Source organism: Mangrovimicrobium sediminis (assembly GCF_004745945.1).
Taxonomy (GTDB): Bacteria; Pseudomonadota; Gammaproteobacteria; order Pseudomonadales; family Halieaceae; genus Mangrovimicrobium; species Mangrovimicrobium sediminis.
On record NZ_SRLE01000004.1, the window covers coordinates 98,102 to 120,613 of the forward strand.

General features: G+C 65.1%; 19 protein-coding genes. 11 read left to right on the top strand and 8 right to left on the bottom strand.

What is annotated here, in order from left to right:
• Positions 1–62: 62 nt before the first annotated feature.
• Positions 63–1,919, top strand: a complete 1,857-nt coding sequence (locus tag E4634_RS03880) for a beta-ketoacyl synthase (RefSeq protein WP_135441293.1) — start codon at positions 63–65, stop codon at positions 1,917–1,919.
• A gap of 231 nt (positions 1,920–2,150) precedes the next feature.
• Here the strand turns inward: E4634_RS03880 and E4634_RS03885 are convergent, their stop codons facing one another.
• From E4634_RS03885 to pspF, 4 genes are all read right to left on the bottom strand, one after another.
• Complete coding sequence (locus E4634_RS03885) at positions 2,151–3,158, bottom strand: acyltransferase family protein (protein WP_135441294.1); 1,008 nt, start codon at positions 3,156–3,158, stop codon at positions 2,151–2,153.
• A 63-nt stretch (positions 3,159–3,221) separates the two neighbouring features.
• The gene (locus tag E4634_RS03890; RefSeq protein WP_135441295.1) at positions 3,222–3,932 is read right to left on the bottom strand and encodes a P-loop NTPase family protein; all 711 of its coding nucleotides are present in this window, start codon (positions 3,930–3,932) and stop codon (positions 3,222–3,224) included.
• A 120-nt stretch (positions 3,933–4,052) separates the two neighbouring features.
• Positions 4,053–5,513 (bottom strand): succinate-semialdehyde dehydrogenase, encoded by a 1,461-nt coding sequence (locus E4634_RS03895; RefSeq protein ID WP_135441296.1) that lies wholly within the window; start codon positions 5,511–5,513, stop codon positions 4,053–4,055.
• Positions 5,514–5,604: 91 nt separating this feature from the next.
• A complete protein-coding gene (gene pspF / locus E4634_RS03900) occupies positions 5,605–6,654 on the bottom strand; it encodes a phage shock protein operon transcriptional activator (RefSeq protein ID WP_240725079.1) in 1,050 nt (349 codons plus the stop codon).
• Positions 6,655–7,057: 403 nt separating this feature from the next.
• Here pspF and pspA point away from each other — a divergent pair, with 403 nt between their 5' ends.
• The 3 genes from pspA to E4634_RS03915 all read left to right on the top strand — a co-directional run bounded on the left by pspA (position 7,058) and on the right by E4634_RS03915 (position 8,568).
• Entirely contained in the window at positions 7,058–7,738 is a 681-nt protein-coding gene (gene pspA, locus E4634_RS03905) for a phage shock protein PspA (RefSeq protein WP_135441297.1), read from the top strand.
• A gap of 72 nt (positions 7,739–7,810) precedes the next feature.
• A complete protein-coding gene (gene pspB, locus E4634_RS03910) occupies positions 7,811–8,074 on the top strand; it encodes an envelope stress response membrane protein PspB (protein WP_135441298.1) in 264 nt (87 codons plus the stop codon).
• Positions 8,071–8,568 carry a PspC domain-containing protein gene (locus tag E4634_RS03915; RefSeq protein WP_135441299.1) on the top strand — a complete coding sequence of 166 codons (498 nt, stop codon included), beginning with the start codon at positions 8,071–8,073 and terminating at the stop codon, positions 8,566–8,568. Before pspB ends, E4634_RS03915 begins: the two co-directional genes overlap by 4 nt.
• A gap of 159 nt (positions 8,569–8,727) precedes the next feature.
• Here E4634_RS03915 and E4634_RS03920 read toward each other — a convergent pair whose 3' ends face one another.
• Positions 8,728–9,810 carry a PA0069 family radical SAM protein gene (locus tag E4634_RS03920; protein WP_135441300.1) on the bottom strand — a complete coding sequence of 361 codons (1,083 nt, stop codon included), beginning with the start codon at positions 9,808–9,810 and terminating at the stop codon, positions 8,728–8,730.
• Positions 9,811–9,937: 127 nt separating this feature from the next.
• Here E4634_RS03920 and E4634_RS03925 point away from each other — a divergent pair, with 127 nt between their 5' ends.
• From E4634_RS03925 to ppk1, 5 genes are all read left to right on the top strand, one after another.
• Positions 9,938–10,966, top strand: coding sequence for an AraC family transcriptional regulator (locus tag E4634_RS03925; RefSeq protein ID WP_135441301.1), 1,029 nt, complete (start codon positions 9,938–9,940; stop codon positions 10,964–10,966).
• A gap of 133 nt (positions 10,967–11,099) precedes the next feature.
• Entirely contained in the window at positions 11,100–11,342 is a 243-nt protein-coding gene (locus E4634_RS03930; RefSeq protein WP_135441302.1) for a hypothetical protein, read from the top strand.
• A 38-nt stretch (positions 11,343–11,380) separates the two neighbouring features.
• A complete protein-coding gene (locus E4634_RS03935; RefSeq protein ID WP_135441303.1) occupies positions 11,381–12,250 on the top strand; it encodes a universal stress protein in 870 nt (289 codons plus the stop codon).
• 386 nt (positions 12,251–12,636) lie between these two features.
• Entirely contained in the window at positions 12,637–13,038 is a 402-nt protein-coding gene (locus tag E4634_RS03940; RefSeq protein WP_135441304.1) for a hypothetical protein, read from the top strand.
• 182 nt (positions 13,039–13,220) lie between these two features.
• Positions 13,221–15,383: a polyphosphate kinase 1 gene (ppk1, locus tag E4634_RS03945; protein WP_135441305.1), complete on the top strand. Its 2,163-nt coding sequence runs from the start codon at positions 13,221–13,223 to the stop codon at positions 15,381–15,383.
• A 99-nt stretch (positions 15,384–15,482) separates the two neighbouring features.
• Here ppk1 and trhP read toward each other — a convergent pair whose 3' ends face one another.
• Positions 15,483–16,823 carry a prephenate-dependent tRNA uridine(34) hydroxylase TrhP gene (trhP, locus tag E4634_RS03950; RefSeq protein WP_135441306.1) on the bottom strand — a complete coding sequence of 447 codons (1,341 nt, stop codon included), beginning with the start codon at positions 16,821–16,823 and terminating at the stop codon, positions 15,483–15,485.
• Between the two features lie 139 nt (positions 16,824–16,962).
• Between trhP and E4634_RS03955 the strand changes: the two genes are divergently transcribed.
• On the top strand, positions 16,963–17,889 hold the full coding sequence (locus tag E4634_RS03955) for a DUF808 domain-containing protein (protein WP_135441307.1): 927 nt from the start codon (positions 16,963–16,965) through the stop codon (positions 17,887–17,889).
• Positions 17,890–17,897: 8 nt separating this feature from the next.
• Here E4634_RS03955 and E4634_RS03960 read toward each other — a convergent pair whose 3' ends face one another.
• Positions 17,898–19,733 (bottom strand): DUF885 domain-containing protein, encoded by a 1,836-nt coding sequence (locus E4634_RS03960; protein WP_135441308.1) that lies wholly within the window; start codon positions 19,731–19,733, stop codon positions 17,898–17,900.
• Positions 19,734–20,021: 288 nt separating this feature from the next.
• Positions 20,022–21,476 (bottom strand): helicase HerA-like domain-containing protein, encoded by a 1,455-nt coding sequence (locus tag E4634_RS03965; RefSeq protein WP_135441309.1) that lies wholly within the window; start codon positions 21,474–21,476, stop codon positions 20,022–20,024.
• Between the two features lie 109 nt (positions 21,477–21,585).
• Here E4634_RS03965 and ypfJ point away from each other — a divergent pair, with 109 nt between their 5' ends.
• Positions 21,586–22,491, top strand: coding sequence for a KPN_02809 family neutral zinc metallopeptidase (ypfJ, locus tag E4634_RS03970; RefSeq protein WP_135441310.1), 906 nt, complete (start codon positions 21,586–21,588; stop codon positions 22,489–22,491).
• The last annotated feature ends 21 nt before the right edge of the window (positions 22,492–22,512 follow it).

Consider the following 22,512-nt stretch of genomic DNA (forward strand, 5'->3'; position numbering starts at 1 on the left):
CCCCGGGCGGACTCGTACACTTTACCCATCATCCAGAGCATTACCCAGAGGGATTCCCATACATGTCCAGGCAGCGTTTACCGGTAGTCGTCAGTGTCGGTGGTTTCAACGGCGCGGGGCGGGCCTCCGGTCATCACGCGGTGGCGCGCCTGGCCTACGCCGCCATGGATCGGCCGACGCAGGTGCGCACCCTGTCCGCCCTCGGCGCCATGATGGGTGTATCCGACCCGCTCGACAAAGAGCAGTACATCCTCGACCACACCCTGATCCGGCGCATCGAGCAGCAGCACTTCGACGTCGATTCCGTGCTCTGGAACCAGCGCTTCCCCACCGAGAGCAACGGCCACCCGGTCAATTTCGACCTGGAGCGCCGCCACCTGCCGGACGACGTGCCCGCCAGCTGGACCATCACCCCGACCTCGGTGACTCACGTCAACGTGACCATCCGCGGCCAGCAGGAATTTCTCCTGCCCACCTACCGCGAGTTCGAGGTCAAGGCGGCCAGCCAGCTGCCCACCGGTTTCGAGCCGGACAAACTGTACCCGGCGCGCAGCCACCCGCGCGGCCTGGCCCTGACCGTCTGCGCCGCCTCCGATGCCCTGGGCAACCTCGGCATCGACTGGGAAGTCATTCGCCGCAAGGTGCCTGCGGACCAGATCAGCGTCTACGCCGGCAGCGCCATGGGCCAGCTGGACGGGAACGGCGCCGGCGGCATGCTCAAGTCGCGCTACATGGGCAAGCGGGTCACTTCCAAGTACTGCCCCCTGAGCCTGGCCGAGATGCCGGCGGATTTCATCAATGGCTACGTGCTCGGTTCGATGGGCTCGACCGGCGCTACCCTCGGCGCCTGCGCCTCGTTCCTCTACAACCTGAAGAACGGCATTGCCGATATTCGCTCTGGCCGCGCGCGCGTCGCCTTCGTTGGCGCCGCGGAAGCGCCGATCAACCCGGAGATCATGGAGGGCTACTACTCCATGGGCGCGCTGGCCTCGGACAAGGAGCTGCGCGAACTGGACCGTCTGGGCCCGGGCGCGGAGCCTGATCACCGCCGCGCCTGCCGCCCCTTCGCCGATAACTGCGGGTTCACCATCGCCGAATCCTCGCAGATGGTCGTGCTGTTCGACGACGCCCTGGCCATGGAACTGGGCGCCACTATTCTTGGCGCTGCCCCTGAGGTGTTCGTCAACGCCGACGGCTACAAGAAGTCCATCTCCGGCCCCGGCGTCGGCAACTACATCACCATGGCCCGGGCCATGGCGACCACCCGCGCCATCGTCGGTGAGCAGGCCCTGCGCCACAACGGCATCATTCAGGCCCATGGCACCGGCACGCCGCAGAACCGGGTCACCGAGTCCGAGATCATGAGCCGCATCGCCGGCAACTTCGGCATCGAAAGCTGGCCGGTGGCGGCGCTCAAGTGCTACCTTGGCCACTCGCTGGGGGCCGCCTCGGGCGACCAGGTGGCTGCTACCCTGGGCATGTGGCACCACGGCGTGATCCCGGGCATCAGCACCATCGACGACCTCGCCGGCGATGTGCGCACCGAGCACCTGGCCTTCAGCCGCGAGCATCGCCGCTTCGACCCGCAGGAGGCCGCCTACGCCATCGTCAATTCCAAGGGGTTCGGCGGCAACAACGCCACCGCGACGCTGCTCAGCCCGGCCACCACACAGCGCATGCTGCAGCAGCGCTATTCCGAGAGCGAGTGGTCTGCCTGGCAGGCCGCCAATGAATCGGTGCTGCAGGCGCAGGAGGATTACGACGAGGGCATGATCGACGGCACTCGCGAACCGGTGTACCGCTTCGACCACGGCGTGCTGCTGGACGGCGACGTCGATCTCGGGCCGCGGCAAATGGCGGTCGGCGGCCTGCCGATCAATCTCGACCTGCCGAATCCGTTCGAGGATATGCAGCTCTGACGGTTGATCGGGGCTGGTTCTCGGCTCCGCAACAGTGCCCGTTCTGTTCCCAACGTGAGAGCCGGCCGCAACAGCCGGTCACCAGCCCTCCGAGGCTGCCAGCCAGGGTATCTGCGGCAGCGAGCCAACCCACACAGCTATTTCTGAGGAGGGGGTACCGTAATGGCGTCAGTAATACAGAGCCGGCGGTCGGCTAGCGCCAGCGTGAATGGCGTTCTGGAGACACCCTGCTCAAGCAAATTTTCGGCGAATCGCCCGCCTGCTTGGCACTTCGATGAGTCTGTAGGACAGGTAGGCCACCAACAATGACAAGGCCATAAAAATTGGCAGCGCCAGTGCTGGGTACTGGCTAACATTCTCCCCCATCAGTCGTAAGACCGGCAGGTGCAAAAAGTACCAAGAGTAGGAGATCTTGCCCAAGAAATCCCCCACGGGGTTGGCGAGCAGCCGGTTGTTGTCCGGAACCAGGAACACCAGGAAAAAAAAGGCCAGACCCATCACCAACAGGACCATCGGGTCCTGCCAGGTTCCATGCTGGACAGAAAAGACCGCCTCGAACACCTGTGGATACAGCAAAAAAATCAACAGCAAGGCGAGCAGATACCAGGCGGACTGCCAGGGCGCCAGCTTCTGCCGGTATGTATACAAGCGCCCCAGCACGATCCCCACGAAAAAGTAGGGTAGGGCGATCAGTATTTTAGTGTCGAGAATATACCCTCGGTGCCCCCAGATCGGATTCGGGAAATGCATTGCGGCCAGGATCAAAAAAACCAGGGCCATCAGAGCATACAGGTAGGCCGGACGCTTCGTGTATAGCATCCATAATGGAACGAAAAGTAAATAGAACTGTACTTCAGGCGCTATGGTCCACAATACATCCCTGCCGGACAGTAGGGTGAGGTGTGAGATCAGGCTGGGAACATTAATCACCCCATAAAAGATATACTTGACCCCAAGCTTATGCAGCGCATATGAGAGCAGAACGACGGCTACGAACAAGGGCATGACCCGCGCGACTCTGGCCACCAGGAATTGGCGGGCGCGCGCTTTGTCGTAAGCGTGCTCCAGGTACAAATGAGACATCAGGAAGCCGCTCAGAATAAAAAACAACATTACGCCGAGCTGGCCGGCGGCGCTGCCCAGAAGCTCTCCCCAAAGCATTGACACATTGCTGTAGTGGCTCAGAACCACAATCAGGGCGGCCAGAGCACGCAGCGTGTTCAGTTTGCGGATTTCCATAAATACCAGGTATTGCGCGCTTGATATGACCCAGGGATTGAGCCCCCGGTAGTAAGTAAACCGCTAGACCGCCGGCGCCTGCGCGGGCAGCGCCTGGCCGATGGCCTGGTAGGCCTTTTTCAACCACATCTTCGCGCGCTGGCGCTCCATCAGGCTGAGGCCGGGGGTGTCGGCGTCTTTCAGGTGCTGCGCCGCCCAGAAGCTCAGGCTGAGGTTGTCGATCTTGCGCATGGTGTCCGCGTGCAACTCCGGCACGCTGGCGCGGCGCACGCAGGATGCCGCCTCGCCGGTGGCCGCCAGCGCGGCGTCCGCCGCGGAGAAATTGCTGCCGCAGCCGAGATTCTGCACCACAACGCAGGGCATATTGGTCGCGTGCTTGCCGAGGAATTTCTGCAGCAGTTGCGCCGAGTCGAGCCCGTCGTCGATCACGTACCAGTAGGTGAAACCGGTGCCGGTCTCTTCACACAGCTCCAGCACGCCGCTCTCCTCCAGCCAGCGCTCGAGAAAGCGCTCGCTCTGCGCCGGCAGGTCGACGATCACCTGCAGTTCCTCCTCCAGCGCCGATTCCATGATCTGGTCGATGCTGCTGAAGGTGTCGAGGTTGATGGCCCGGGTGAATTCCGGGTAGAAGCGGGTCAGGGTGCCGTGGGACTGGTCGGCGTCGAGGCCGAGGTAGGTCTGGCTGTGGTCCAGGAAATACTGCGACAGCAGGCGGGAAAACACGGATTTTCCCACGCCGCCTTTCTCGCCGCCGACAAAATGGATATTGCTCACGAAATCGCTCCGGGGACCCATCGGTCCAGGCTTTGGTAACAGTGTAGTTGAGGTGTGCGCCGCACGCGGGCGGCGCGATGAGGGGGGGGGGGCCGACGCCGTCGCCCCCGGGACGCGCTGTCAGGCCAGCCCGCCCATCAGCATGTACTTGATCTCGACGTAATCGTCGATGCCGTACTTGGAACCCTCGCGGCCGGAGCCGGACTCCTTGATGCCGCCGAAGGGTGCCATCTCGTTGGAGATGATGCCCTCGTTGATGCCGACGATGCCGTACTCCAGGGCCTCCGCGACACGCCACACGCGGCCGATGTCGCGGGTGTAGAAGTAGGAGGCGAGGCCGAACTCGGTGTCGTTGGCCATGGCGATCACTTCCTCCTCGGTCTTGAAGCGCACCACCGGCGCCACCGGGCCGAAGATCTCGTTGCGGAACACCGCCATTTCCGAGGTCACTTCGGTGAGCACGGTGGGCTGGTAGAAGCATTCGCCGAGGTCGTGGGGGGCGCCGCCGAGAGCGACCTTAGCACCCGCTGCGACCGAGGCCTCCACCAGCTGGTGCACGTCGTTGACCGCCTGCGCGTTGACCAGCGGACCGATGGTAATGCCTTCCTGCATGCCGTCGCCGACATTGAACTCCGCGGTGGCCTTGACCAGTTTCTCGACGAAGGCATCGTACACGGCGTCCTGCACGAACAGGCGGTTGGAACACACGCAGGTCTGGCCGGAATTGCGGTACTTGGAAATCATCGCGCCCTGGATGGCGGCGTCGAGGTCGGCGTCGTCGAACACGATGAACGGCGCGTTGCCGCCCAGTTCCATGGAGGTCTTCTTCATGGTGCCGGCGCACTCTGCTTCGAGTTGCTTGCCCACCGGGGTGGAGCCGGTGAAGGTCAGCTTGCGCACGATGGGGTTGGAGGTCATTTCCGCGCCGATCTGGCTGCTGCTGCCGGCGAGCACGTTGATCACCCCGGCGGGTACGCCGGCACGGTGGGCCAGTTCGGCCATGGCGAAGGCGGACAGCGGGGTCTCGGTGGCCGGCTTGATGACGATGCTGCAGCCGGCGGCCAGGGCCGGGGCGGCCTTGCGCGCGATCATCGCGTTGGGGAAGTTCCAGGGGGTGATGGCGGCGACCACACCGACCGGCTGCTTGATGCAGACGATGCGCTTGTCCGGGCCGGGGCCGGGAATCACGTCGCCATCGATGCGCTTGGCTTCCTCGCCGAACCACTCGACGAAGGCCGCGCCGTAGGCGACCTCACCGCGGGACTCCGCCAGCACTTTGCCCTGCTCGGCGGTCATGATGATGGCCAGGTCTTCCTGGTGCGCCATCATCAGGTCGAACCACTTGCGCATGATGTTGGCGCGCGCTTTGGCCGGCAGGCGCTTCCAGTCCTGCATCGCGGCATCCGCGGCGGCGATGGCGCGGGCTGTTTCCGCGGTGCCGGTCTTCGCGACCTCGGCGATCACCTCGCCATTGGCGGGATTGCGCACCGGGAAGGTGGCCCCGTCGTCGGCGTCCACCCACTCCCCGTTGATAAAGGCCTGGGTTTTCAGCAGTTGCGGGTCGGACAGGGGCAGGGACATGGTCGTATCCTTTTCTCGGGCTCGCGGGAGGTGGAAATTGTAAGGCCGCAACTATACTCCAAACATCCCCCGGGGTGGGAGGGCGCGGCGATTAATTGCGCCGGCGGCGAGAGAGGCTGTGCTTGCGCACCAGGCCGCGCAGCTGGTCGTAGGTCAGGCCTAGGGCGTCGGCGGTGCGCCGCTGGTGTTGTCCGTGGCGGGCCAGGGCCTCGACCAGCACCTGTTTTTCCAGTGCGTCCATGTGTGCGGCGAAATCGCTGACTTCACTGGTGTTCCCGCTGTTCCCGTTGTTCGCGGTTTCCGAACCCGGTTCAGCTGCGGGTGGCGGGTCGGAGCGCATCGGCGGCGCTGCGGGTGAGCTTGCCCAGGGGCGGCGGAACGGGTCGATGACAATCTCGCCCACCGGCGCGTCGGCGTTGCCCCAGCGGTACAGCGAGCGTTCGACCACGTTCTTCAATTCGCGCACGTTGCCCGGCCAGTCGTGGTCGAGCAGGGTGGCCATCGCCGTCTCACCAAAACCGGGGAACAGCTCCCAGCCCAGTTCTGCGCTCATGCCGACGCCGAAGTGGGTCGCCAGTTCGGCGATATCCTCGCGGCGTTCGCGCAGCGGCGGCAGGTGCACGACGTCGAAACTCAGGCGGTCGAGCAGGTCGGCGCGGAATTCGCCGCTGGCGGCGAGCTGCGGCAGGTCGGCATTGGTGGCGGCGACCACCCGTACATCGACTGAAATGCTCTGCTGCCCACCGAGGCGCTCGAATTCCCCGTACTCGACCACGCGCAACAGCTTTTCCTGCAGGCGCAGGGACATGGTGCCGAGTTCGTCGAGGAACAGGGTGCCTCCGTCGGCGCGCTCGAAACGACCGTGGTGCAGGCGCGTGGCTCCGGTGAACGCGCCCGGCTCGTAGCCGAACAGCTCGGACTCCAGCAGTTCCTCGGCCATGGCGGCACAGTTCACCTTGACCAGTGCCGCGTCCCAGCGCGGTGACAGGAAGTGCAGGCGCTGCGCCGCCAGTTCCTTACCGGTGCCGCGCTCACCGAGGACCAGGACCGGGCGCGGCACCGGGGCAAGGGCCGAGATGTGGTCCAGCGCCTCGGCGAGGAGGGCGGAATTACCGATCATGGTGTCGGGAGCACGTTTCATGGGTTAATAATACCAAATAGTAGGTCAATAAGGCCGTTTTATTAGGCTAAATATGCCAAATAGTTAGGCGTAATTTGGCCAAATCGTACGTGGAATCCCAATAAAATCATAAAAAACAATGGACTACAGATTCTGGCACGAACCCTGATAGGAGATAGAGGCAACACTGAAACCGCAACCACTGGAGAAAAAAGGAAACGACAATGCCCAGGTTGAGTGAGCGATTGGTTATCTACTCTGCGTTACTTGTGCTTTGTGGTCTCACCGGAATCGCAGTTGCCCCGGCCGCGGGGGCGCTGAGTTTCTTCCAGGTGGTAGTGGTGATTGAACTGATTTACTGGTTGGCCAAACCCGCCCGCGACGCCGGGCGGAACGCCGGCCACTGAGCAACAGGAGAACTGTGATGGGTATTTTTTCCCGTATGACCGACATCATCAACTCGAACATCAACGCGCTGCTGGACCAGGCCGAGGATCCGCAAAAGATGATCCGCCTGATTATCCAGGAGATGGAGGACACCCTCGTCGAGGTGCGCTCTTCCTCCGCCCGGGTGCTCGCCGATCGCAAGACCGCCGCGCGCAAGCTGGAGCGGGTCCAGGCCGAGGCCGAGAGCTGGGAGAACAAGGCGCGCCTGGCGATCAGCAAGGGCCGCGAGGACCTCGCCCGCGCCGCGCTGCAGGAAAAGTACGCGATCGAGGACGAGATCGCGGCGATAGAAACGGAACTGAAGGCGGCCGACGATCACATCACCCAGCTGAACGACGAGATCGCCCAGCTGCAGCAGAAGCTTACCGACGCCCGCGCCAAGCAGAAGGCGCTGACCATGCGCAGCCGCACCGTGGAATCGCGCATCAAGGTCAAGCGCCAGATGCATCGCGAGCAGCTGGACGAGGCGTTCAACCGCTTCGAGCACTTCGAGCGGCGCATGGACAACCTCGAAAGCCAGCTCGAGTCCATGGACCTGGGGCGCGACGTCTCCCCGGACCTGGCGGCGGAAATCGACTCCCTGGAGGAGGACGAGCGCGTGAACGGCGAACTGGAGCGCCTGAAGTCCGAACTGGGGCAGCGCCCGAACCAGGAATGAACTTGAATTGGCTCTCTCGAGGAACAATGGCAGCATGAGTGCTACGGCGCAGTCTGCCCAAGGAAACCACTGATGCAATTCTGGAACTTTATGCTGGCCCCGACCATCCTGTTCATGGTGGTCGTGGCGCCAATCTGGATCACCATGCACTACCGCAGCCTCAACCGGTCGTCGCGCAGCCTCTCCGAGGAAGACCGCGAAACCGTCGAGCACATGCTGGAGACTGTGGACACGCTCGCCGAGCGCATCGCCACGCTGGAATCCCTGCTCGATGCAGACCATCCGGAGTGGCGGGATTCGGTGCGCAACCGCAGTCGCGAGGAGGAGCATTCATGAGTCGTCGCAATCGCAAGGACTCCCACTACGAAAGCGCCTACCGCCGCACCCGCAGCAGCAAGGCGCGCGGCTGGGGCATGGGACTGTACCGCAACACCCGCGACGGCAAGATCGCCGGCGTGTGTGCCGGCCTCGCCGACCACTTCGATATCGCCCACTGGGTGATGCGCCTGGTGTGGATCGGCGGCTTCCTGTTCACCGGTACCCTGGCCCTGTGGGCCTATGTGGGCGCCTGGATACTGCTGTCGCCGCAGCCGTCGCGCTACGGCGAGGATGATATCGAGGACTGTGCCGATATCGGTGTGGCCATGGAATACGACGAGCGCTACCACGATTACCGGCCCAAGCGCGTGTTCCGCTACCCGGAGCCGAGCAGTGTGCGGCTGAAGCGGGCGCGCGAGAAACTCGACGCCACCCTGCGCCGGGTCGAGGACATGGAGTCCTACGTGACCTCGCGCCGCTTCGACCTGGACCGGGAATTCTCCAAGCTGTAATCCCTCTCCCCCGGCGGGGTCCGACCCCGCCGGTTTCGACCAACCAGCCCCCGACGATTAAGCCCCCGACGGATCAGTCCCGACGAACCAGCCTCCGCCGAATTACTTTTCGGCAAATCGCTCCGGTAAACCAGGCCCCGCACATCACTCCCCCGGCAATCAGGCCTCGCTGAAAAGATCCCCCTGGGCCGATCGCGGCGGTCGGAACAGGTCGGTGCGCGCTTCGCCGCGTTCGCCGAGGTCGATACCCAGGCGCCGGCAGGCGACGCGAAAGCGCTGCGAGAGCAGGTCGGCGAAGGGTCCCTCGCCGCGCATGCGGTGGCCGAAGCGGCTGTCGTTGTCGCGCCCGCCGCGGCTCTGGCGCAGGATGCTCATGACATGCCCGGCGCGCTGCGGGTAGTGCGCTTCCAGCCAGTCCTGGAACAATTCGGCGATCTCCAGCGGCAGGCGCAGCAGGATATAGGCGGCGCTGGTGGCGCCGGCCTGTGCGGCCGCGGCCAGGATGCTCTCCATCTCGTGGTCGTTGAGTGCGGGAATCACCGGCGCGTACAGCAGCCCCACGGGAACACCTGCCTCGCGCAGTTCGCGCATCGCCGCCAGGCGTGCCGCGCCGGAGGCGGCGCGCGGCTCCAGGCGCCGTTTCAGGTCCGCGTCCAGGGTGGTGACGCTGATCATCACGCTGCACAGGCCGTGGTCCGCCAATGCCCCGAGCAGGTCCTTGTCGCGGGTCACCAGGGCGCCCTTGGTAATCACGGCGACCGGGTGGCGGCACTCCAGCAGTACCTCGAGCAACTGGCGGGTGATGCGGTGTTCCTTCTCCAGCGGCTGGTAGGGGTCGGTATTGGCGCCCAGAGTGATACCGCGACAGACGTAGCCGGGGCGGGCCAGTTCTCGGCGCAGCAATTCCGCGGCGTTGGTTTTGCGGGTCAGGCGCGTCTCGAAATCCAGCCCCGGCGAGAGGTCCAGGTAGGCGTGGGAGGGGCGCGCGTAGCAGTAGATACAGCCGTGCTCGCAGCCCTGGTAGGGGTTGATGGATTGCGAGAACGGCACGTCCGGCGACTGGTTGCGGGTGATGATGCTGCGCGCGGTGACCGCGCGGCACTCGGTGACTGGCGAGGGCCCGCAGATGCCGTCGTCCCAGTCGACCCGGGTGGGCTGGTAGCGGGACTCACGGTTGCTGCGCGCGCCGCGGCCGGGGTGCGCCACCTGCTGGTTGACGATGGGAATCTCGGAGCGTTTCATGCAACACCAGAACTGTATGAATGTACAGTATCCGGGCGCGGGCAATTGCGCAAGTGGGCGGCGGCGCGTCACACCGAAATCGCGCCGCCAGGTGCTATAGTGAGGCATCGCCACCACTTTGCCCGCCATGCGCCAGACCCCGCCACTGCAACACTCCATACTGGGCACTTTCGTGTTGCCCGTGGCGCAGGCCCTGCGGCGCTTCGGCATCGACCCGCTGGAGTTGATGGCGGAGGTCGGTATCGACGGCGCCAAGCTCGCCAACCCGGACTGGCGTATTCCCAACGACCGCTTCGGCGCGCTGATGGCGCGCAGCGTGGAAGCCAGCGAGGACGAGGCCTTCGGCCTGCTCGCGGCGCAGCAGATCCAGCCGGCGGTGCTGCACGGCCTGGGGCTGGCCTGGCTGGCCAGCGATACTGTCTACGACGGACTCAGGCGCCTGGTGCGTTTCGGCAAGCTGGTGAGTACCTCGACGCGCATGCGCATGTGGGAGGAGGGCGAGTTCGTGGTCATCGACCTCGGCGACACCCCGCTCGCCGACCAGGGCTACCACGCGCTGCGCGACTACGCGGCAGGCTCGGTGGCGCGCATGTGTACCCTGGCCCTGGGCGAATACCTGGCGCCGGTGCTGGTGAGCCTGGACCGGCCGCCGCCCACCGCGCCCGACCGCTGGGCCGCGCTGCTGTGCAGCCAGGTGGCCTTCGACGCCCCCACCTGTACCCTGCAGTGGTACCGCTCGGATATCCTCGAACCGCTGGTCACCGGCGACCCCGCGCTGGCGCGCGCGAATGACGAGGCGACCCAGTCCCACCTGGACAGCTTCCTCAACCAGTCCACCGCGCGCCAGGTGGTGGACAAGATCCTGGAGATGCTGCCGGACGGCCCGCCGGCCCAGCATGACGTCGCCGCGGCCCTGCACCTGAGCAACCGCACCCTGCAGCGCAAATTGCGCGATGAGGACACCAGCTTCTCCGACCTGCTGCAGGACACTCGCCTGCAGCTCGCGCGCAAGTACCTGCGCCAGCACAGCCGCTCCGTGGTAGAGACCGCCTACCTGCTCGGCTTTTCCGAGCCGAGCACGTTCTCCCGGGCTTTCAAGCGCTGGACCGGCGTCGCCCCTGCAGATTTTCGCGAGGCCACCGGGGAGGAGGCGTGACGCCGCTGGGTTTTAACCAGGCTGTGGTCGGTGAAGGCTGGCCGCCTGGCGTCCCCGGCCACGACCCTGGCGGCGCGGGCAATGGGGTATCCCTACCCGAACGCGTAGTCTGGGGCAAACCCTGGAGGACGCCATGAACCACGCGCTGCTCAACCTGACCGACAAGGTTACCCGTATGACCCGCTCCGCGGTCTACCTCGCACTCGTCTCGCGCAGCGGCGGCCTGACGCCGGCGCAAATCTGCGCCTGTATTCGCGACGCCAGCGAGGCCGGCGCGCAGGCCTGGCACAGCGGCCTGGTAGAGCGCACCCTCGGCGAACTGCAGCGCCAGGGCAGGGCGGTCCGCGAGCAGGGCCTCTGGTATCCCGCGACGTAAAGCCTATAATCGGGGCGAAAACAGCCGGGGAATCACCGATGGGGAAAATCCTGATTATCGTCGACCGCGAAGGCACTGGCAGTGCCCTGCCGCGGGGCCTGGAACTGGCCGGCCGGCTGGGGCTGGACGCGGAAGTGTGCGCCTTCGTTCACGCGCAGCTGGGGCAGTTGAAGTTGCAGGGTGCGGGGCGTTCCAGCATCAAGAGTCACCTGTTGGCCAAGCGCAAGGAAGAGCTCGAAGCCGCCGTCGACAAGCTGCGCGCGGGCAAGCAGAAGGTGCGCCTGCGGGTACTGTGGGAACAGGATGTCTCCCACTGGGTGTGCGAGCGTTGCGCCGACGAGGCTTTCGAGTTCGTGGTCAAGACCGGCCAGCGCAGCGAGACGCTGATGCACACTTCCACCGACTGGACCCTGTTGCGCGAATGCGCCGCCCCGGTGTTGATTGTCGCCGACAACAAGTGGCGCAATACGGCCCCGGTGCTCGCCGCGCTGGACCTGACCGCCACCAGCGCCACCAAGAAAAAGCTCAATGACGCCATCCTGCGCGAGGCGGTGGAACTGGCGCAGGCCATGGGTGAGAAGATCAACATTATCGCCGCAGTCGAAGTGCCCGCGCTGCTCAAGGAACTCGACCTGGTCGATCCGGGCAAGTACGTCAGCGACGCGCGCGAGGCGATGGCCGGCCAGATCGCCACCCTGGCCAGGCGCTACGCCCTGTCGGAGAAACTGTTCAAGGTGAAGCGCGGACCGGTAGAGAAAGTGATTGCCAGCGAGGCCGCCGCGCGGCGCGCGCAGATCGTGGTGATGGGTTGTGTCGGGCGCAAGGGCGTGCGCGCCAAGTTGCTTGGCAACACCGCGGAAAAGGTGCTGGCCCACCTGCACACCGACATCCTGGCGCTCAAGCCCTGAGCGACTCCCGCCGCCCCGGGGCTGGCCCGTTCGGGCCCCCGGGGCAAAATTTTTTACCAAAAATTTGCTATTTGTCCCCGGCGGTCTATTGTTTTTCATAGCACGTCGCTTCCTGCGCGTGCTAACACGTCCCCTGGCCGATGTTTCTGCCCCGAAGCATACGGCTGTTAGCCCGCCTCACTTCCCCGTGTAGGTGGGCTTTTTTATTGCCCGGAATATCCAGAAAACAATCAGTTGTAAGCCAAGCTTAAAGCTAGAAATAGCTTCTTGTACGGGTTGTCGCCCGCGGTCATGCGGGTGGCGCGGGCGGCCATGTGGCGCGCGCGGGCTTATCCCTACTATGGCTCCATCAAGCAACGCCGGGCGACCGGCACAGGAGGAGCCAGATGCACGAACTCGTCGAACGAATCCGCGAACCGGAACTTTGCTACGTGTTCGCCCGCAACGCCCAGCGCCAGGGTCACCCGGAACTCGCCGTGCAGGCGTTCCGTCGTGCCGTCGACCTGCGCACCGAAGCCTACGGGGCGACGGATGCCGCGGAAGTTGCGGCGGTGCGCGCCATCTTCGCCTACGAGGAGGCGATCAGCCAGCAGCGCGGCCGCCGTACCCGCGCCACCGGCACCTGGCAGCTGGCCAAGCGTGTGGGCCTGCTCGCCGCGGTGCGCAAGCGCAGCGAGGCACGCGACAGTGAGGAGGTGCTGCCGGTTCTGCGCGCCCTGCAGATGGAAGACTACAGTTTTGCCGCCGTGTGCAGCGCGTTCCCCGAGGAGACTGCCCGGGCCGCCTGAAGCGGCGCTGCGATCTCCTGATACCGATCCCTACCTTAAGCCCGGCCCCGAACGTTTCGGGGAATTACCGGGCTTTTTTTGTTGGCGGCCGAGTGCTTGCTCGCCGTTGTCACAATCTTGTAATTCAGTTTCCGGGAAATCTGTACTAGATTGTTCCCGTTGGGACGCGTTACAGGAACTCTATGAGCAACCCCGTCAAGAATCGCGTGGTCGACCTGCGCGAGCACGAACTGTATTACCCGCGGGAACTGAGCTGGCTTTCGTTCAATGCGCGCGTGCTGCAGGAGGCCGCCGATGACACCGTGCCGCTGATCGAGCGCGTGCGTTACCTCGGTATCTTCTCCAATAACTCCGACGAATTCTTCCGCGTGCGCGTGGCCGAGGTGCGGCGCCTGATCTCGGTGTCCAGCGGCGCCGACCGCGAGCACTTCAAGAGCCTGCTGGCGGCGATCCTCAAGCGCGTGTACTCGCTGCAGAAGGAATTCGACCAGATCTATGCACAGATCATGGACGAACTCTCCAGCCGCAAGATCTACATGATCAACGAGCGCCAACTCGACGAGAGCCAGTCGGCCTTTGTGCAGAGCTACTTTACCGACAAGGTACTGCCGGAGCTGGACCCGATCCTGCTGCGCGACGGCCGGCCCATGCCCACGCTCAACGACGAGTCGCTGTACCTCGCCGTGGAGATCCGCTCCGGCGAGAGCTACCGCTACGCGGTGGTCGAGGTGCCCACCGACCGCATCGGCCGTTTCGTCGAGATCCCGCAGCGCAAGGGCAAGCAGGGCAAGGTGTTCATCGTCCTCGACAACATCATCCGCGCCTGCCTGCCGCAGATGTTCCGCGGCGTCATGCCGGTGGACGAGGCGCACGCCTATTGCTTCAAGCTCTCCCGCGACGCCGAACTGGAGATCGACACCGGGATCACCCAGAGCCTGCTCGAGCGCATGGAGAAGAGCCTCAAGCAGCGCCGCCGGGCCGACGCCGTGCGCATGTCCTACGATGCGGAGATGCCCTCACGCCTGCTCGAGTACCTCAGTGCGCGCTTCCGCTTCGGCAAGTACGACAGCCTGATCGCCGGCGGCCGCTACCACAACTCCAAGGATTTCATCGGCTTTCCCAACGTCGGGCCGAAATACCTGGCGTTCAAGCCGCTGCCGCCGATCCGTGTGCCGCGCCTGGACGAGCCCGGCAGCATGTTCGAGGCGATCCGCGACAAGGACGTGCTGCTGTACTACCCGTACCACCCCTTCGACTACCTCATCGACCTGCTCAAGACCGCGGCGCTGGACCCGCAGGTCACCGACATCAAAATCTGCCTGTACCGGGTGGCCAAGAACTCGCGCGTGATCGACGCCCTGGTCAATGCGGTGGACAACGGCAAGCGCGTACTGGCGGTGGTGGAACTGGCCGCGCGTTTCGACGAACAGGCCAATATCGACTGGGCGCAGCGGCTGACCGACAGCGGGATCAACGTGCTGTTCGGCATACCCGGCCTCAAGGTGCACTCCAAGCTGATTCTTATCGAGCGGCGCGAGAATAACGCGGTGCGCTACTACAGCCATATCGGCACCGGCAACTTCAACGAGAAGACCGCGCGCATCTACACTGACTTCACGCTGCTCACCTACGACCAGAGCATCGGCCGCGACGTGTACAACGTCTTCGATTTCCTGCAGTACAACTACAAGCGCCCGGAATACCGGGTGCTGCTGGTCTCGCCGCACACCACGCGGCCGGGTATCACCGAGCTCATCGACCGGGAGATCGCCCACGCGCGCGCCGGTTACTTCGCGCGCATGACGCTCAAGTGCAATAACCTGGTCGACCATGAACTGGTGAAGAAGCTCTACGAGGCCAGCGAAGCAGGCGTGCGCATTCGCCTGCTCGTGCGCGGCATGTGCTCGCTGGTGCCCGGTGTGAAGGGCCTGTCGGAAAATATCGAGGCGCTGAGCATCGTCGATCGCTACCTCGAGCACCCGCGCGTCTACGTGTTCTACAACCGCGGCAACCCGCGCTACCTGATCAGCTCGGCGGACCTGATGACGCGCAACCTCGATTACCGCGTGGAGGTGATGGCGCCGGTGCAGGACCCGGAGGCGCAGCAGATGCTGCAGGACATCCTCGACCAGCAGTGGCACGACAACGTGAAGTGCCGCATCATCGACCGCGACCAGGCCAACGCCTACGTGCCGGAGAAAAAGGGCGTGGCGCACATCCGCTCACAGGAGAGCATTCACCGCTACCTCTCCACCGGCAAGCTGCCGCGCTACCCGAAGTCGCGCATGCGGGTGCCGGCCAAACGTCGGCGCAAGAAGCCCGTGGTACCGCCGCGCGCCGAGTGAGGGGGAAAGCGCGCAGTTATTGAAGGCGCAGTCGCAGATGGACGCAAGCGCTGGCTTGCGGCTGTGGAACTACCGTACCGGGATTGCTTCGGCGCCGTCCTACAGGTGGCGCATCAGCAGCGCGTGACCGCCGTCGCCATCCAGGCTGGCGGCCTCGGCCAGCGGGATGCGCACCACGTGGCCAGACCCCGGCGCCACGTCCAGCGCCTTGCCCTGGGGTGATTCCAGCGCCTCCAGGGCAAAGCTGCGGTTGCCCGCGGGAGTGATCAACTCCAGTGTATCGCCCACCCCGAAGCGGTTTTTCACATCGATGGTCAGCCACTTACCGTCACAGGCCACGGCTTCGCCGACGAATTGCTGGTTGGGATTGCCGGAGTGGCCGACCTCGTAGTTCTGGTATTCGCTGGGCACGTGGCGGCGGTAGAAACCCTCGGTGTAGCCGCGATTGGCGAGGTGGTCGAGTTCCGCGAGCAGGTGCATGTCGAAGGGTTCGCCGGCCACCGCGGCGTCGATGGCGCGGCGGTAGACCTGCGCCGTGCGCGCCACGTAGTAGTGGCTCTTGGTACGCCCCTCGATCTTTAGCGAATGTACGCCGATGCCGACCAGGCGCTCCACATGCTGTACCGCGCGCAGGTCCTTGGAGTTCATGATGTAGGTGCCGTGCTCGTCCTCGTAGGCGGGCATGTATTCGCCGGGGCGGTTCTTCTCCTGCAGCAGCATCGGCTCCTGCGCCGGGCTGGGCGCGCTGTCCTGCGGTGAGAACTGGCCGACGCCGTCCACCGCGATCAGGTCGCCAGTATCGGATTCGGTTGCGGCGTGAGCGTTGTACTCCCAGCGACAGGAGTTGGTGCATGCGCCCTGGTTGGAATCGCGGTGGGTCATGTAGCCCGAGAGCAGGCAGCGTCCTGAATACGCGATGCACAGGGCGCCGTGGACGAAGACCTCCAGTTCCATGCCCGGGCAGTGCTCGCGGATCTCGGCGATCTCCTCCAGCGACAGTTCACGCGAGAGGATCACCCGGCTGATGCCCTGGCGCCGCCAGAATTCCACCGCGGCCCAGTTCACCGCATTGGCCTGCACCGAAAGGTGCACTTCCTGGTCCGGCCAGCGCTCGCGCACCAGCATGATGAGGCCCGGGTCGGACATGATCAGCGCGTCCGGCCCCATTTCGATCACCGGTTCGAGGTCGCGCAGGTAGCTGCGCACCTTGTCGTTGTGCGCGGCGATATTCGAGGCCAGGTAGAACTGCTTGCCCAGGTTGTGGGCTTCGTCGATCGCCGCGGCCAGGTTCTCCAGGCGATTGAACTCGTTCTCGCGCACGCGCAGGCTGTAGCGCGGCTGGCCGGCGTACACCGCGTCGGCACCGTAGGCGAAGGCGTAGCGCATGGATTTCAGGGTGCCGGCGGGGGAGAGCAGTTCCGGCGCTGCTGTCGTGGTCATGTCGGGGCTACCGCGTGCTGGTCAAAAACGGGCTGGTGAAAAAATAGCCGCGCATTTTACCCGCCAGAGAACCCGGGAACTAGTGTTTTGGCGCCCCCGCGGGCACACTTGGGGCTTCTGAAACGGGCTGGAGAAGCGCATGGCTGGCGGCAGTTTGCTGGTATTGCTGGACGATATCGCGGCGGTGCTGGACGACGTCTCGCTGATGACCAAGGTGGCGGCGAAGAAAACCGCCGGCGTGCTCGGTGACGACCTCGCGGTGAATGCGGAGAAGGTCACCGGCGTGCGCGCCGAGCGCGAGCTGCCGGTGGTATGGGCGGTGGCCCGCGGCTCGCTGCTGAACAAGGTGATCCTGGTGCCGCTGGCCCTGCTTGTATCCTTCATCGCGCCCTGGCTGATCACCCCGGCGTTGATGGCCGGCGGGTTGTACCTGTGTTACGAGGGTTTCGAGAAGGTCGCCCACCGCTTTTTGCACAGCGCCGACGAGGATGCCGCCGAGCACGACAAGCTGGTACAGAAGCTGGAAGACCCGGCGGTGGACCTGGTGCAGTACGAGCGCGAGAAAATCCGCGGCGCGGTGCGCACGGACTTTATCCTCTCCGCCGAGATCATCGTGCTTACCCTGGGCATTGTCGCCGAGTCCGAATTCATCGTGCGCATCGGCGTGCTGGCGGGTATCGCCCTGGTGATGACGCTGGGCGTCTACGGCCTGGTCGCGGGTATCGTCAAACTGGATGACATCGGCCTCTACCTGTTCGAGCGCGGCAGTGAACGCGACAGCGGCTGGGGCAGGGTGCAGCGGAGCCTGGGCCAGGGCCTGGTCAACTTCGCGCCCTGGCTGATGAAAGCGCTGGGGGTGATCGGCACCGTGGCCATGTTCATGGTCGGCGGCGGCATCCTGTTGCACGGCATACACCCGCTGGGACACGCGGTGGAGCATGCGGCCGCCGGCATGGCGCCGGCGCTGGGTGCGCTGCTGCCGACCCTGGCCGGCGTGATTGTCGGCCTGCTGGCCGGCGCGGTGGTATTGCTGGTGGTGCAGGGCGTGGCGAAACTGCGCCGCTGAAGCGCGCCCTAGGGCGCGCGGTTGGCGGCGATGTACGCGTCCACCTGCTCCTCGAGCACGTACAGCGGCACCGCGCCGTTGCGCAGTACCACGTCGTGGAAGGCGCGCAGGTCGAACCTGTCGCCGAGTGCGGCGCGCGCCTTCTCACGCTCCTCCACGATCTTCAGCATGCCCACCTTGTAGGCGGTCGCCTGGCCGGGCATCACCGCGTGACGCTCGACCATCTTCACCGCATCGGAGCGCGCGTTGGGCGTGTTCGCCACGTAGAACTCGATGCTCTGCTCGCGGCTCCAGCGCTTGGCGTGCATGCCGGTGTCCACCACCAGGCGTACCGCGCGCCATAACTCCATGGCCAGGCGGCCGAAGTCCGAGTACGGGTCCTGGTACAGGCCGATCTCCTTGGGCAGCGCCTCGGAGTACAGGCCCCAGCCCTCGCTGTAGGCGGTGTAGCCCTGGAAGCGGCGGAAGTCCGGCAGTTCCTCGAGCTCCTGCTTGATGGCGATCTGCATGTGGTGGCCGGGCAGGCCCTCGTGGTAGGCCAGCGCTTCCAGCTGATAGGTGGGCATGGCGCGCATGTCGTAGAGGTTGGCGTAGTAGATGCCGGGGCGCGAGCCGTCCGCCGCCGGCGCGGTATAGAACGCCTTGCCGGTGGATTTCTCGCGGAAGGGTTCCACTGCCTTCACCACCAGCGGCGCCTTGGGCAGGGTCAGGAACAGTTCCGGCAGGCGCTCGCGCATGTCGTCGAGTACCGCGTTGGCTTTGGCCAGGTACTGGGCACGGCCTTCATCTGTATCCGGGTAGTAGAACTGGTCCGCCTCACGCAGGTGCTGCATGAACTCGTTCAGGCTGCCCTCAAAGCCGACTTTGTCCTTGATGGCGCGCATCTCGCCGTGGATGCGTTTTACTTCCGCCAGGCCCAGCGCGTGAATCTGCTCGGCGCTGAGGTCGGTGGTGGTGAAGTAGCGCAGGCGGTTGGCGTAGTAGGCATCGCCGTCGGGCAGGCGCCAGACGCCGGCGTCGTGGCTTGCACTTTTCTGCAGCTTCTCTACCTCGGCGATGAGCCTGCGGTAGGCCGGCTGTACGCTCTCCAGCAGGGCGGTTTCCGCCTCGCGCAGCAGGCGCGAGCGCTCCGCCGCGGAGATCTCCAGGGCGCCGATCTTGTCGCTGAAGTCGGCCAGCAGCGGGCTGGGTTCGCCGCCGTCGAAGGGCGCGCCGCTGATCAGGTTGCGGGCGTCGGACAGCACGTGGGGCAGCACGAAATCCGGCGGCACGATGCCGTTCTCAGCGCTGAGTTCGAGGCGCTCGATGACCTGGTCGATCAGCCCGGATATGCCGTTGAGACGGGCGATATAGGCCGCAGCGTCCTCGCTGCTGTCGATGCGGTGCTTGTTGATGAGAAACGCGGGAATCTCCGACTGCTTGCCGCGCATCTGGTCGACCGGGTACTTGTAGTAGCGCCAGCGGTAGTCGTCGATTTCCGCGCGCAGGCGGTCGCTGTAGAGGCGGTGGCTGAGCGCGGTGGCCGCATCCAGCGTGTCGCTGTCGATGGCTTCCAGCAGTGCCAGGTCGGCCTTGTCCTGGGCCAGCTCACGGTCCAGGGCCGCGCTGGAGTAGTCCTTCCACTTGTCGTAGTCATCCTTGATGCCGAGGTCGGTCTGCTCTTCCGGATCCCGGCTCAGGTAGCCTGCCCAGATTTCGGCGAACAGCTCGCGGGCCTGCGCGGACGCGGTTGCGCTGTCGGACATGGCGGCGGGTTTGGAAGGGGGTTCGGCAAAAACCGGTGCAACGGACAAAGCGAGGGCGGTGACGGCGGCGATGACCGCGCCGAGCAGGCGTAGGGACATAGTATTTCCATCGGGTTGGAAGAAACAGGAACCCGCGGTGCCAGGGTAGGGCCTGCGGGTTGCTGTTTCAGTGGTTTCAGCCAGGATCACTGGCCAGCCGGGGCGGAACTATACACGCGTGGGCCGGGCTTGCCAACCGCGGGGAGGCCGCCCGGACCGGGCGGTGTCCGCTGTGGCAAGCTGAGGCTCGCATGCAAACTGAAGCTCCAGTGCAATCTGCAGTTTCAGCGTAATCTGAAGTTCCAGCGCAACTTGAAGTGCCAGGGCAAACTGAAGCTTCAGCCAGGGTCACTTGAGCAGCGAACCGAGAATGCCGCGCATCAGGCGCTGGCCGGTGGCGGAACCCAGGCTGCGCGCCAGGCTCTTGAGGAAGGCCTCGCCCACACTCTGGCGGGAACTGCTGCGCGCCGGTGTGGTGCCGGCTTTCTTCGCGCGTTTTTTCAGCTCCGCCTCGTCCTGTTCCGCCTGCATCGCCTTCATGCGCTCAGTGAGCACCTCGTGGGCCGAGCGCGGGTCCACCGCGGTGCCGTACAGGCGCAGGTTGGGATCGCGCTCGATCTGCAGCTTGCGTTCCTCGGCGCTGGCCTTGCCCATGCGTGAACTGGGCGGGCGTACCAGCACCCGCTGCACGGGCGCGGGAATACCCTTGTTCTGCAGGGTCGAGACCAGCGCTTCACCCACGCCCAGTTCGCTGATCACGCTCACCGTGTCCAGCGCGGGATTTTCGCGGAACGACTGGGCGGCGACGCGCACCGCTTTTTGTTCTTTCGGCGTGTAGGCGCGCAGGGCGTGCTGTACGCGGTTGCCCAACTGGCCGAGCACGCTGTCCGGGATGTCCGCCGGGCTCTGGGTGATGAAGTAAACGCCGACGCCCTTGGAGCGAATCAGCCGCACCACCTGCTCGATCTTCTCGAGCAGGGATTTCGGCGCGCCCTTGAACAACAAGTGGGCCTCGTCGAAGAAGAACACCAGCACGGGTTTTTCCGGGTCGCCCAGTTCCGGAAGCGTCTCGAACAACTCCGAGAGCAGCCACAGCAGGAAGGTGGAGTAGATGCGCGGGCTGAGGATCAGTGTCTCGGCGGCCAGCACATTGATCACCCCGCGCCCTTCGCGGGTCACCTGCATGAAGTCCGACAGCTGCAGTGCGGGTTCACCGAAGAAGGACTTGCCGCCCTCGCGCTCGAGCATCAGCAGCCGGCGCAGGATGGCGTTGACCGAGGATTTCGCCACCCTGTAGCCGGTGCCGAGGTCGGCGCTGTGGTCGGCCAGGTAGAGCAAGGTGGTGCGCAGGTCGGCGAGGTCGACGAGCAGAATGCCCTCGGCATCGGCGAACTCGAACACCAGGGTGAGCACGCTCTCCTGGGTTTCGTTGAGTTCCAGCAGGCGCGAGATCAGCTGCGGACCCATCTCGGAGATGGTTGCGCGCACCGGTACGCCGAGCTTGCCGAACAGGTCCCAGAAAGCCACCGGGTAGCCGCGCTGGCTGTAGTCGGCAATGCCGATCTTCTCCACCCGCTCATCCACCTTGGGGTGCGGCTTGCCCGGCTGGCACAGGCCGGAGAGGTCGCCCTTGACGTCGGCCAGGAACACCGGCACGCCGAGGTCGGAAAAACCCTCGGCCAGGCATTGCAGGGTGACGGTCTTGCCCGTGCCGGTAGCGCCGGCCACCAGGCCGTGTCGATTGGCGTAGCGCGGATCGAGGAATACCTGGCCGGCATCGCTGCCGCCGATCAGAATGCTCATGGTGCGGGGGAACTCCTGTGGCAAACCCGGCCAGATTAACCACATGCCGGCGGCCTTGCCAGTTTTTCCACGGCTGCTAGATTAGGGTGACTGTAAGTGGAGGGTACCCATGCGCTGGGAAGACGGCAGGCGTAGTGACAACGTGGACGACCGGCGCGGCGAAAGCGCACCGCGTATGGCGGCGGCCGGGGCAGCGCCCCTGCTGCTGCGCTTTTTACCGGGCCTGCTGCGCTCGAAAACCGGCCGCACCATCCTCGTGGTCGGGCTTGTGGTGCTGGTCGGCGGGCAGATGCTCGGGGTCGATGTGCTCTCGCTGCTCGCCGGGGGTTCGTCCGGCAGCGCGCCGCGCACTGCCGAGTTCAGCGAGGCGGAGCAGCAGCGCGCGGATTTCGTCGCGGTGGTGCTCGCCGATACCGAGGATACCTGGCGCGAGATCTTCAGCGCCCGCGGCGCCACCTACCGCGACCCGACCCTGGTACTGTTCACCGGCCGCGTCAATTCCGCCTGCGGTAGCGCCACCTCCGCCGTGGGGCCGTTCTACTGCCCCGGCGACCAGCAGGTGTACATCGACCTGTCTTTCTTCGATGATCTCGCCCGGCGCCACGGCGCCCCGGGGGATTTCGCCCAGGCCTACGTGCTGGCCCACGAGATCGGCCACCACGTGCAGACCCTGCTCGGCATCAGCCAGAAAGTGCACCAGGCGGGGGCGGGACGCAGCGCCGCCGAGGTCAATGCGCTCTCCGTGCGCCAGGAACTGCAGGCCGACTGCTTTGCCGGCATCTGGGGGCACGCGGCGCACACCCAGCGGCAGATGCTCGACCCCGGCGACCTGGAGGAAGCCCTGCGCGCCGCCTCGGCGATCGGCGACGACCGCCTGCAGCGCGAAGCGGGCCGTCAGGTAGTGCCGGACAGCTTCACCCACGGCAGCTCCGAGCAGCGCGTGCGCTGGTTCCGCGCCGGCTTCGAGGGCGGCAGCCTGGAGGATTGCGATACGTTTGCGGCGGGGGCGGGGTAGCGTCACCGCTGCTTGAAACAC